Consider the following 11,772-nt stretch of genomic DNA (forward strand, 5'->3'; position numbering starts at 1 on the left):
ATCACCCCGCCAGGTCCAGAATTCGTACAACAAGCTGGGAGAAGCTCATTCCTGCCTGACGCGCCGCCATCGGTACAAGGCTATGGCTGGTCATGCCCGGGGAAGTATTCGCTTCCAGCAGATAAAACTGGCCATCGCTGTCCAGCATCACGTCAATACGGCCCCAGCCTTTGCAACCCAGAACATTCCAGGCTTTAAGCACCAGGCTCTGAATGACTGACTCACGCGCTGGATCTTCCAATCCTGGGCAGAAATATTGCGTCTCATCAGAGAGATACTTCGCCTCATAATCATAGAAGGTTCCAGCCGCCTGGATACGTATTGACGGTAAAATTTCTTCACCGACGATGGCGACGGTAAATTCCGGCCCACTGAGCCATTTTTCGACCAAAACTTCATCATCATGCTGAAAAGCCAGCGCGAGTGCACTCGCTAAATCACAGCTTTCGCTGACTTTCGACATCCCAACGCTGGAGCCTTCGCGGCTGGGCTTGATGATGAGCGGCAGACCCAGCGCCGCAATCTGCTGTTCGACATCAGCAGATAATCCGGCGCTAAACTGGGCGCGGGTCAGCGCCACCCACGGCGCGACCGGTAATCCGGCCCCCTGCCACAGCCATTTGCTGCGCAGTTTATCCATTGAAATCGCCGAAGCCATCACGCCGCTGCCGGTATAAGGCAGCTGGATCAGATCCAACAGCCCCTGCAGCGTGCCATCTTCCCCGCCGCGGCCGTGGAGTGCAATAAACGCTTTCTTAAAGCCCAGCTTTTTCAACTGGGTAATATCGACATCGCGCGGGTCAACCGGATGGGCATCCACCCCGGCTTCACGCAGCCCGGCCAGCACCGCGGCGCCTGAATTCAGCGACACTTCACGTTCAGCGGAGGTTCCACCGAAAAGCACCGCGATTTTATCAGCCATGGTGCTCCTCCTCCGTTTTTTGCGGGATCAGTTTGATTTCAGCCAGGTGACGGGCGATTTTTCCAATGTTTCCGGCACCTTGCACCAGCACTAAATCGTTGCCGGTCAGCACCGACGCCAGCATCGCCGCGGCCTGCGCCGGGTCGGATACCAGAATCGGGTCGACTTTACCGCGACCACGGATCGTACGGCACAGCGAGCGGCTGTCGGCGCCCGGGATCGGCGCTTCGCCTGCCGGGTAGACATCGAGCATCAGCAGCGCATCGACCTGGGTCAGCACGTTGGCGAAATCATCGTACAGATCGCGAGTACGGGTATAACGGTGCGGCTGGAATACCATCACCAGATTTTTATCCGGCCAGCCGGCACGCGCCGCTTTGATAGTGGCGTCGACTTCCGTCGGGTGGTGACCGTAGTCATCGATCAGCATCGCGCTGCCCGCTTTGCCGTTGACTTCCGTCAGCGGATATTCGCCAAGAAAGTCGAAGCGACGACCGGTACCCTGGAAGCTTTCCAGCGCGCGCAGGATCGCCTGATCGTCAATCCCCTCTTCCGTCGCCACGGCGACCGCCGCCGCCGCGTTCAGCGCGTTATGGCGTCCCGGGGCATTGAGTGTCACCTGCAGCAGTTCTTTATCCTGACGCACCAGGCGGAAATGCCCCTGCGCCCCAACCTGACGGTAGTCTTCTACGCGAACGTCGGCGTCGTCGCTGAAACCGTAGGTGGTGATCTGCCGGCCAACGCGCGGCAGCAGTTCACGAATAACCGGATCGTCCACGCACATTACCGCGCGTCCGTAGAACGGCAGGTTGTGCAGGAAATTAATAAAGGTCTGCTTCAGATTTTCGAAGTCGCCATGGTAGGTATCCATATGGTCGGCTTCGATGTTGGTCACAATCGCGACCATCGGCTGCAGATGCAGGAACGACGCATCGCTCTCATCCGCTTCCGCAATCAGGTAACGGCTATGGCCGAGACGGGCATGCACGCCCGCCGCTTTCACCAGCCCGCCGTTGACGAAGGTCGGATCCAGCCCGGCTTCGGCGTAAATACTGGACACCATCGCGGTGGTGGTGGTTTTGCCGTGAGTTCCGGCAATCGCGATCCCGTGACGGAAGCGCATCAGCTCCGCCAGCATTTCCGCACGACGGATCACCGGGATACGCGCCTCGTGCGCGGCGACGATTTCCGGGTTATCCGCAGAAATCGCGCTGGAAACGACCACAACGCTGGCATCGCGCACGTTTTCCGGGCGATGGTTGAAATAAATGGTGGCGCCAAGCTGCGACAGCTGCTGGGTTACCGGATTCGGCGCCAGGTCGGAGCCGCTGATCTGATAACCTTCGTTAGCCAACACTTCGGCAATACCGCCCATACCGGCACCGCCGATGCCGACAAAGTGAATGTGCCGGACGCGACGCATCTCGGGCACTATGGAACGCAGTTTTGCCAAATCTTGTGTATTCATTCTTTACGCCATCAACTTCTGTATTCGGGCGGTGAAAATCACCGCAATTAGCGCGCCAAAGCTACGGCGCTGACCTCTTCTGCTACCCGCTCGGTAGCGTCCGGAATCGAAGCGCCACGCGCTCGTTCCGCCATGTCCAGCAAGGTTTCCCGATCCCAGCTCGCCAGAGTAGAGGCTACCGCCTCTACCGTGAACGCCGGCTGTTCGAGAATTTTCGCCGCGCCGGCTTTCTCCAGCGGCAGCGCATTCCAGTACTGCTGACGATCTTTGTGCTGGAACGGTACAAACAGCGCCGGTAAGCCCGCGGCCGCGATTTCGCTAACCGTCAGCGCGCCGGAACGGCAAACCACGACATCTGCCCAGGCATACGCCGCGGCCATATCATCAATAAATTCCGTCACTTTATGCTGCGGCTGCCCCGCGGCGGCATAGGCCTGCTGCACGGTTTGCTGGCCGCCTTTACCGCTCTGATGCCAGATGGTCACCGTATCGCCGAGCTTCGCCGCCACCTGCGGCATGGTCTGGTTCAGGACGCGCGCGCCCTGAGAGCCACCGACCACCAGCACGCGAATCGGCCCCTGACGGCCCACCAGACGCTGCCCCGGCAGCGGCAGCGCCAGCACATCGGTGCGCACCGGATTCCCGACCACGTCCGCATGCGGAAAGGCGCCGGGAAACGCCTGCATCACTTTCTTCGCAATCTTCGCCAGCCACTTGTTGGTCAGGCCGGCAATGCCGTTTTGCTCGTGGAGGACCACCGGGATCCCCAGCGACCACGCCGCCAGACCGCCAGGCCCGGACACATAGCCGCCCATGCCCAGCACCACGTCCGGCTGGAAACGCTTCATGATCGCCCGCGCCTGACGCCAGGCGTTGAAGATCCGCACCGGCGCCAGCAGCTGTGCTTTAATCCCTTTGCCACGCAGGCCGGAGATACGGATAAAATCAATCTCGATGCCGTTTTTCGGCACTAAATCCGCTTCCATACGATCGGCGGTACCCAGCCAGCGAACCTGCCAGCCCTGGTCCATTAGATGGTGCGCGACCGCCAGTCCCGGGAACACATGCCCGCCGGTACCGCCCGCCATCACCATCAACCGCTTTTCCTGACCGCTCATCGAACACCCCGTGTAAACGCCTGGGCTTTTTCCAGACGCGTTTCATAATCAATTCGCAACAACAACATGATGGCCGTCGACATAATCAGCAGACTGGAACCACCATAACTGATCAGCGGCAGCGTCAGACCTTTCGTCGGCAGCATCCCCGCCGCCGCACCGACGTTAACTAACGCCTGGAAGCTAAACCAGATACCAATCGCACAGGCGAGGAAGCCGGAGAAGCGATGATCGATCTCCAGCGCTTTTCGGCCAATCGACATGGCGCGGAAAGCGACGAAGAATACCATTAAAAGCGCCAGTACCACACCGATATAACCGAGTTCTTCGCCGATGATGGCGAAGATAAAGTCAGTGTGCGCTTCCGGCAAATACTCCAGTTTTTGCACCGAGTTTCCGAGTCCCTGCCCCCACATCTCGCCGCGGCCAAAGGCCATCAGCGACTGGGTCAGCTGGTAGCCGCTGCCGAACGGGTCTTCCCACGGGTTCCAGAAGGAGGTCACGCGGCGAATACGGTACGGTTCGGCGAGGATCAACAGGACCACCGCCGAGATGCCCATGCCGATAATGGCGATGAACTGCCACAGCTTGGCGCCGGCGAGGAACAGCATCGCCAGCGTGGTAACGAACAGCACCACCACCGTACCGAGGTCAGGCTGCGCCAGCAGCAGGATCGCCAGCACGAAAATCACGCCCATCGGTTTTAAGAAGCCGCGCAGGTTGTTGCGCACTTCGTCAGCTTTACGCACCAGATAGTTGGCGATGTAGCAGAACAGCGACAGCTTGGTGAACTCCGCCGGCTGAATGCGCAGCGGACCGAGGGCGATCCAGCGCGATGCACCGTTTACCGAGCTACCCACCACCAGCACGATCAGCAGCATGACGATCGAGGCGATCAGCATCGCGGTACTGTGGCGCTGCCAGAAATCCATCGGCAGTCGCAGCGTCACCAGCGCGAGGACAAAGGCCAGCACAATGTACAGGCCGTCACGCTTGGCGAAGAGGAAAGGATCGTTCGCCAGACGCTGCCCCACCGGCATTGACGCCGAGGTCACCATAATAAAGCCGATCGCCGCCAGGCCGAAGGTCAGCCACAGCAGCATCCGGTCATACATCACCAGACTGTCGTTATCTTTTGGGCGCGAGCCCATCACCCAGCCTTTCAGCGCGGCGAACAGCCAGGCGAAGATAAACATCCCCGGCAGTCGCGGCAGTCTCAACCGAGGCAAGCTCAGTTGCGGCATTCTCAGGCGTGGGAGAGAGAAACGCATCAACCTAACTCCTTCGCCAGGCGGGCAAACATCTCGCCCCGTTGTTCAAAGTTCTTAAACTGATCCAGGCTGGCGCAGGCCGGCGACAGGAGAACCATGTCGCCCGCTTTCACCAGGGGCGCAATCTGACGCATCGCCTGTTCCATGGTTTCAGTTTGTACCGCCACCTCAGGACGCAGCTCGGCGAGCTCGGCGCCGTCGCGACCAAAGCAGTACAGGCGGATACGATCGCCGCCAAGGTAGCGCTTCAGCGGGGTGAAATCAGCGGACTTGCCGTCGCCGCCCAGCAGCAGATACAGCGTGCCATCAAGCTGCAGGCCGTTCAGCGCCGCCTCGGTACTGCCGACGTTGGTTGCCTTCGAGTCGTTAATCCAGCGCACACCGTTGTGATCCAGCACCAGCTGGAAGCGATGCGCCAGGCCGGTAAAGGTGGTCAGCGCCTTCAGGCTGCTGGCACGCGGCAGGCCCGCGGCATCGGCCAGCGCCAGCGCCGCCAGGGCGTTGCTGTAGTTATGCTGACCCGTGATAGACATCTCTTTTACATTGAGGACTTTCTCACCTTTAACGCGCAGCCAGGTCTCGCCCTGCTGACGGTTAAGGTGGTAGTCACCGACATCGACGCCAAAGCTGATGCAGCGATCGTCCGCGCCGCGTACCGGCATGGTGAGCGCATCGTCCGCGTTGACCACGCAGGTCTTTGCATTCTCGTAAATCCGCAGCTTCGCCGCGCGATACTGCTGCAGCCCCAGCGGGTAGCGGTCCATATGGTCCTCAGTCACGTTGAGGATGGTTGCCGCCACCGCCTGCAGGCTGGAGGTGGTTTCCAGCTGGAAGCTGGAGAGCTCCAGGACATACAGCTCACGATCGGTATCCAGCAGCATCAGCGCCGGCAGGCCGATATTGCCGCCCACGCCGACGTTAACCCCGGCCGCTTTCGCCATCTCGCCCACCAGGGTGGTGACGGTGCTTTTGCCGTTCGAGCCGGTAATGGCGATGATCGGCGCCTGCGCTTCGCGGCAGAACAGTTCGATATCGCCAACGATCTCGACGCCAGCGTCTGCCGCCGCACTCAACGAAGGATGAGCCAGCGCGATGCCGGGACTGGCGACAATCAGATCCGCCGCCAGCAGCCAGGTGTCATTGAGGCCGCCGACATGGCATTCGACTGATTCAGGCAATTTATCCAGCCCAGGAGGCGCGACGCGGGTGTCCATCACGCGCGGGGTTACGCCGCGCGCCATGAAAAAGTCCACGCATGACAGGCCGGTCATGCCCAGCCCAATAATGACGACTTTTTTACCCTGATAATCTGCCATGATTAACGTACCTTCAGCGTCGCCAGGCCAATCAGCACCAGCATCAGCGAAATAATCCAGAAGCGCACGATAACGCGCGGCTCCGGCCAGCCTTTCAGTTCATAGTGGTGGTGGATCGGCGCCATGCGGAAGATACGCTGACCGCGCAGCTTAAAGGAGCCAACCTGCAGGATCACCGACAGGGTCTCCACCACGAAAACGCCGCCCATAATCACCAGCAGGAATTCCTGACGCAGCAGCACGGCGATAATGCCCAGCGCGCCGCCGAGCGCCAGCGAACCGACGTCGCCCATAAAGACCTGCGCCGGGTAGGTGTTAAACCACAGAAAGCCCAGCCCCGCGCCGACGATCGCCGTACAGACGATCACCAGTTCGCCGGCGTGGCGCAGATAAGGAATGTGCAGGTAGTTGGCGAAATTCATGTTACCGGTCGCCCACGCCACCAGCGCAAAACCCGCCGCGACGAAGACGGTGGGCATGATCGCCAGGCCGTCGAGACCGTCGGTCAGGTTAACCGCGTTGCCGGTGCCGACGATCACGAAGTAGGCCAGCACGATATAGAACAGCCCCAGCTGCGGCATGACGTCTTTAAAGAACGGCACCACCAGCTCGGTCGCCGGGGTGTCTTTCCCCGCCAGATACAGGGCAAAGGCGACCCCAAGGGCAATCACCGACATCCAGAAGTACTTCCAGCGGGCGATCAGACCTTTGGTGTCTTTGCGCACCACTTTACGGTAATCATCAACGAAGCCGATGATGCCGTAGCCGATCAACACCGTCAGCACGCACCAGACGTACGGGTTGGACGGGTAAGCCCACAGCAGCACCGACACAGTGATCGCGGTGAGGATCATGATCCCCCCCATGGTCGGGGTACCGCGCTTACTGAAATGAGACTCCGGACCGTCGTTACGAACCACCTGGCCGAAGGAGAGTTTTTGCAGACGGGCGATCATGCGCGGGCCCATCCACAGAGAGATGAACAGCGCGGTCAGCAGGCTGACGATGGCGCGAAACGTCAAATACGAAAAGACGTTAAAGCCGGAATAATATTTGACCAAATGTTCGGCCAGCCATACTAACATGTCCCAGTCTCCTGTAATGCGCGTACTACCTCTTCCATGGCGGCACTACGTGAACCCTTCACTAAAATGGTCATTATCTTATGCTCCGCCAGCAGCTCGCGCAGGCGAGCCACCACGGCGGCTTTATCGTTAAAATGTTCGCCCACGCCGCTGGCGCGGCTGATATCCGCGCTCAAGACGCCGACGCTGAGAACGCAATCCAGCCCTGCCGCTTTCGCCGCTTCGCCGACTTCACGGTGGCAAGCCGCGCTTTCCGCGCCAAGTTCGGCCATATCGCCGACCACCATCGTCCGGAAGCCCGGCATCTCTGACAGGACCTGCACCGCTGCGGTCATCGAACCGACGTTAGCGTTATAGGAGTCATCCAGCAGCAGCTGGCTCTCGGTCAGGCGGATCGGGAACAGACGTCCCGGAACGGCCTGCAGCTGCGCCAGACCGGCTTTCACCGCCGCCAGATCGGCGCCTACCGCCATCGCCAGCGAGGTCGCCGCCAGCGCGTTAGCGATGTTGTGGCGTCCCGGCAGCGGCAGCAGTACATCAACGTTACCGGTTGGAGTCTGCAGCGTAAATTCGGTGCCGTGGCTGGTGATCTGCACGTTAGTCGCAGTGAAATCGCTGTTGGCCGCATTCGGTGAGAAGCGCCACACTTTGCGATCGCCAATCACTGCCTGCCAGTTCAGCCAGTCGTTGTTGTCGGCATTGAGAATGGCGATGCCGTTTTCCGGCAGACCGGTATAGATTTCGCCCTTCGCCTTCGCCACGCCCGCCAGCGAGCCGAAACCTTCAAGGTGCGCGGCGGCAAGGTTGTTGACCAGCGCCGCTTCAGGACGCGTCAGGCTGACGGTCCAGGCGATTTCGCCCTGGTGGTTGGCGCCGAGCTCAATCACCGCGTACTGATGTTCTTTGGTCAGACGCAGCAGAGTCATCGGTACGCCGATATCGTTGTTCAGGTTGCCGGCGGTATACAGCGTGTTGCCGCACTGGCTGAGGATCGCCGCGGTCATCTCTTTGACCGAGGTTTTACCTGACGAGCCGGTTAGGGCGACGACGCGGGTCGGCACCTGCTGACGGACCCAGGCGGCTAACTCGCCGAAAGCCTGCCGGGTATCTTTCACGATCACCTGCGGGAGATCGCAGGCCAGCGGACGGCTCACCAGCAGCGCGCCGGCGCCTGCCGCTTTTGCCTGTTCGGCAAAATCATGGGCGTCGAAACGCTCGCCTTTTAGCGCCACAAACAGGCAGCCCGCTGTGACTTTACGGGTGTCGGTGGTCACCTCGTCGATAGCGATATCGCTACCCTGCCGTTCGCCATGGGCGATCGCGGCGAGCTGGCTTAACGTAAAGCGAATCATGCTACCGCTCCCAGCAGACGCGCGACGGTGACGCGGTCGGAATAATCCAGACGACGGTTACCGACGATCTGGTAATCTTCATGGCCTTTACCCGCCACCAGCACCACGTCGTTCTCCTGCGCCTGCATCACGGCGTTGGTCACCGCTTCCGCACGGCCTTCCATCACTTTTGCATGACCTGCATCGAGCATGCCGGCCAGAATATCGTTGATAATCGCCCGCGGTTCTTCGGTACGCGGGTTGTCGTCAGTGACGACCACAATATCGGCGAACTCTTCTGCAATCGCCCCCATCAGCGGACGCTTGCCTTTGTCACGGTCGCCGCCGCAGCCGAAGACGCACCACAGCTTGCCGCTGCAGTGCAGGCGCGCGGCCTGCAGTGCTTTTTCCAGCGCGTCAGGGGTATGGGCATAATCCACCACCACCGCCGGTTTACCGGGCGCGCTGAACACTTCCATACGGCCGCATACCGGCTGCAAACGCGCCGCAGTTTTCAGCAGATCGGCCAGCGGATAGCCCAGCGCCAGCAGCGTGGCCAGCGCCAACAGGAGGTTGCTAACGTTAAAGGCGCCCATCAGGCGGCTTTCGATTTCACCGTTGCCCCAGCTGGAGTCAAACTGGATGGTGGCGCCGCTGTCGTGATAGTTGACCGCGGTGGCCTTCAGCCAGCGGCCGTGGCAGTTCGGATTGATATGATCTTCCATCGACACCGCCACCGCGTCCGGCAGCTTCGCCAGCCAGCGACGACCGACTTCATCGTCAGCGTTGACGATGGCCTGGCCGCAATGGTGGGTGGAGTACAGCAGCCATTTCGCCGCTTCGTAGTGCGCCATGTCGCCATGGTAGTCGAGGTGGTCGCGGCTCAGGTTGGTAAATACCGAGGCAGCAAACTGCAGGGCCGCCACGCGGTGCTGCACCAGCCCGTGGGAAGAGACTTCCATCGCGCCGAAGGTTGCCCCCTGCTCGACCAGACCGGAAAGCACGTGCTGAACATCGACCGCAGAACCGGTGGTGTTTTCGCTCGGCACCACTTTATCCAGCAGGCCGTTGCCGACGGTCCCCATCACCGCGCTGGTTTCGCCGAGCAGTTTCGCCCATTGCGCCAGAAGCTGGGTGGTGGTGGTTTTGCCGTTGGTACCGGTCACGCCCACCAGACGCAGCTGCTGCGACGGCTGATGATAAAAACGCCCGGCCAGCGCCGATAAGCGTTCGTTAAGCTGGCTCAGGTAGATAACCGGCACGCCGTGCATTTCACGGATCTCACCGTCTTTAGCTTCGCCCTGGGCTTCAGCAATAATGGCAGCCACACCTTGCGCTATCGCCTGCGGGATATAACGACGCCCGTCCGCCTGATGACCCTGTACCGCGATAAAGAGATCGCCGGAAGCAGCCACCCGGCTGTCCAGCGTCATCTCTCGCAGAATGCGCTCCGGTGCGTTTGGCACCCATGGAGCGAGAAGGTCGCGCAAATTACGATCTGCCACCTGTTCCCTCGCCTTGATTAATTACAAATTCACTTTTTTCGCCCGTTGCCAGCGCATCCGGCTCGATGTTCATGGTGCGCAATACACCGCCCATGATGGCACCGAACACCGGCGCGGAAACGGCGCCACCGTAGTATTTACCTGCCTGCGGGTCGTTGATCACCACCACCAGCGCAAAGCGCGGATGGCTGGCGGGCGCAACGCCTGCGGTGTAAGCAATATATTTGTTGATGTAGCGGCCATCCGGCCCCACTTTTTTCGCCGTACCGGTTTTAATCGCGATGCGATAGCCTTTGATCGCCGCCTTCACGCCGCCGCCGCCAGGCAGCGCCACGCTTTCCATCATATGAACGACGGTACGAACGAGTGATTCCGGGAAGACACGTTCGCCCGGAACCGGTGGATCAACTTTGGTAATCGACAGCGGGCGATAGATGCCGTAGCTGCCAATCGTTGCGTAGACTCGCGCTAACTGTAACGGGGTTACCATTAGCCCGTAGCCGAAAGAAAAGGTGGCCCTCTCTATGTCAGACCACCGTTGTTTTTGAGGATATAAGCCACTGCGTTCTCCGACCAACCCCAAATTGGTCGCCTTTCCAAGCCCAAAACGTGAGTAAGTATCTACTAACGCTGAGGACGGCATCGCTAACGCCAGCTTAGAAACACCGACGTTACTCGACTTCTGTAGTACCCCGGTCAGGGTCAATTCGCTGTAGCGCGCCACGTCTTTAATTTCGTGGCCGTTAATTCGATAAGGCACGGTATTGAGCACGGTATTTTCGTTGACGATACCGCGCTGCAGCGCCGTCATCACCACCATCGGCTTCACCGTCGAACCCGGTTCGAACACGTCGGTGATGGCGCGGTTACGCATGGTGTCTTTCGCCGTGCCGGCAAAGTTGTTTGGGTTGTAGGACGGGCTGTTGGCCATCGCCAGCACTTCGCCGGTGTTCACGTCCACTAACACCGCGCTGCCGGACTCGGCTTTGTTAAAGGCCACGGCGTTGTTCAGCTCACGATAGACGAGCGCCTGCAGACGCTCGTCGATGCTCAGCGCCAGGTTGTGCGCCGCCTGGCTGTCGGTGGAAGAGATGTCTTCAATTACCCGGCCATAGCGGTCTTTACGCACGATACGCTCGCCCGGCTGGCCGGTAAGCCATTTATCAAAGCTCTTTTCGACCCCTTCAATCCCCTGGCTGTCGACGTTGGTAAAGCCGATGAGGTGAGCGGTCACTTCTCCGGAAGGGTAGTAACGACGGGATTCTTCACGCAGATGAATGCCCGGCAGCTTCAGTTTTTTGATGTAGTCGGCCATGTCAGGGTTAACCTGACGCGCCAGATAGATGAAACGCATCCGCGGATTGGTATTGATGCGCGTCGCCAGCTGATCCAGCGGCATATTGAGGGCATCCGCCAGCGCCTTCCAGCGCGTATCCAGGGTTACCCCGCCGGCATCATGAAGTTCTTTTGGATCGGCCCAGATAGCCTTCACCGGCACGCTGACCGCAAGCGGACGACCGGAGCGGTCGGTAATCATCCCGCGCGCGGTGGATACTTCCTGTACGCGCAGAGAACGCATATCGCCCTGGCGCACCAGCATGTCCGGGCTGACTACCTGTAGCCAGGCAACCCGCCCCAGCAGAAAAGCCAGCGCCAGTAGAATACAGCCGCACAGCAACGCAAAACGCCAACTGATAAAGTTGGCCTGTTCTTCCTGACGTTTTGCTTTAGGCGTTTTTGGCGCTGCTTTCATCCG

At 60.0% G+C, this 11,772-nt stretch carries 9 protein-coding genes; all 9 read right to left on the reverse strand.

From position 1 onward, the window contains the following. Window position 1 precedes the first annotated feature (1 nt). Genes ABLV54_RS25530 through ABLV54_RS25570 form a run of 9 tightly spaced genes read right to left on the reverse strand, consistent with a single transcriptional unit; the run spans window position 2 to window position 11,769 of the window. Window positions 2–922 carry a D-alanine--D-alanine ligase gene (locus ABLV54_RS25530; protein WP_023291983.1) on the reverse strand — a complete coding sequence of 307 codons (921 nt, stop codon included), beginning with the start codon at window positions 920–922 and terminating at the stop codon, window positions 2–4. Then, window positions 915–2,390 (reverse strand): UDP-N-acetylmuramate--L-alanine ligase, encoded by a 1,476-nt coding sequence (gene murC, locus ABLV54_RS25535; protein WP_050533884.1) that lies wholly within the window; start codon window positions 2,388–2,390, stop codon window positions 915–917. Before murC ends, ABLV54_RS25530 begins: the two co-directional genes overlap by 8 nt. Window positions 2,391–2,437: 47 nt before the next feature. Next, on the reverse strand, window positions 2,438–3,508 hold the full coding sequence (murG, locus tag ABLV54_RS25540) for an undecaprenyldiphospho-muramoylpentapeptide beta-N-acetylglucosaminyltransferase (RefSeq protein ID WP_032429099.1): 1,071 nt from the start codon (window positions 3,506–3,508) through the stop codon (window positions 2,438–2,440). After that, window positions 3,505–4,779, reverse strand: coding sequence for a cell division protein FtsW (gene ftsW / locus ABLV54_RS25545; protein ID WP_004204337.1), 1,275 nt, complete (start codon window positions 4,777–4,779; stop codon window positions 3,505–3,507). Before ftsW ends, murG begins: the two co-directional genes overlap by 4 nt. Next, a complete protein-coding gene (gene murD / locus ABLV54_RS25550) occupies window positions 4,779–6,095 on the reverse strand; it encodes a UDP-N-acetylmuramoyl-L-alanine--D-glutamate ligase (RefSeq protein WP_023291980.1) in 1,317 nt (438 codons plus the stop codon). Before murD ends, ftsW begins: the two co-directional genes overlap by 1 nt. A 2-nt stretch (window positions 6,096–6,097) precedes the next feature. Continuing rightward, window positions 6,098–7,180: a phospho-N-acetylmuramoyl-pentapeptide-transferase gene (gene mraY, locus ABLV54_RS25555; protein ID WP_050533885.1), complete on the reverse strand. Its 1,083-nt coding sequence runs from the start codon at window positions 7,178–7,180 to the stop codon at window positions 6,098–6,100. After that, window positions 7,174–8,532 carry a UDP-N-acetylmuramoyl-tripeptide--D-alanyl-D-alanine ligase gene (murF, locus tag ABLV54_RS25560; protein ID WP_049004286.1) on the reverse strand — a complete coding sequence of 453 codons (1,359 nt, stop codon included), beginning with the start codon at window positions 8,530–8,532 and terminating at the stop codon, window positions 7,174–7,176. The genes mraY and murF overlap by 7 nt, the downstream gene beginning before the upstream one ends. Beyond that, the gene (murE, locus tag ABLV54_RS25565) at window positions 8,529–10,016 is read right to left on the reverse strand and encodes a UDP-N-acetylmuramoyl-L-alanyl-D-glutamate--2,6-diaminopimelate ligase (protein ID WP_017901188.1); all 1,488 of its coding nucleotides are present in this window, start codon (window positions 10,014–10,016) and stop codon (window positions 8,529–8,531) included. Before murE ends, murF begins: the two co-directional genes overlap by 4 nt. Continuing rightward, entirely contained in the window at window positions 10,003–11,769 is a 1,767-nt protein-coding gene (locus tag ABLV54_RS25570; protein ID WP_004204330.1) for a peptidoglycan glycosyltransferase FtsI, read from the reverse strand. The genes murE and ABLV54_RS25570 overlap by 14 nt, the downstream gene beginning before the upstream one ends. Window positions 11,770–11,772 lie beyond the last annotated feature (3 nt).

The organism is Klebsiella sp. JB_Kp042 (assembly GCF_040065275.1).
Classification (GTDB): domain Bacteria; phylum Pseudomonadota; class Gammaproteobacteria; order Enterobacterales; family Enterobacteriaceae; genus Klebsiella; species Klebsiella quasipneumoniae.

What these genes read in the sequence shown, in the direction of transcription:
- mraY (WP_050533885.1), bottom strand. Translation starts at nt 7,180, where the DNA reads ATGTTAGTATGGCTGGCCGAACATTTGGTCAAATATTATTCCGGCTTT.
- murD (WP_023291980.1), bottom strand. Translation starts at nt 6,095, where the DNA reads ATGGCAGATTATCAGGGTAAAAAAGTCGTCATTATTGGGCTGGGCATG.
- ftsW (WP_004204337.1), bottom strand. Translation starts at nt 4,779, where the DNA reads ATGCGTTTCTCTCTCCCACGCCTGAGAATGCCGCAACTGAGCTTGCCT.
- murF (WP_049004286.1), bottom strand. Translation starts at nt 8,532, where the DNA reads ATGATTCGCTTTACGTTAAGCCAGCTCGCCGCGATCGCCCATGGCGAA.
- murC (WP_050533884.1), bottom strand. Translation starts at nt 2,390, where the DNA reads ATGAATACACAAGATTTGGCAAAACTGCGTTCCATAGTGCCCGAGATG.
- ABLV54_RS25570 (WP_004204330.1), bottom strand. Translation starts at nt 11,769, where the DNA reads ATGAAAGCAGCGCCAAAAACGCCTAAAGCAAAACGTCAGGAAGAACAG.
- ABLV54_RS25530 (WP_023291983.1), bottom strand. Translation starts at nt 922, where the DNA reads ATGGCTGATAAAATCGCGGTGCTTTTCGGTGGAACCTCCGCTGAACGT.
- murG (WP_032429099.1), bottom strand. Translation starts at nt 3,508, where the DNA reads ATGAGCGGTCAGGAAAAGCGGTTGATGGTGATGGCGGGCGGTACCGGC.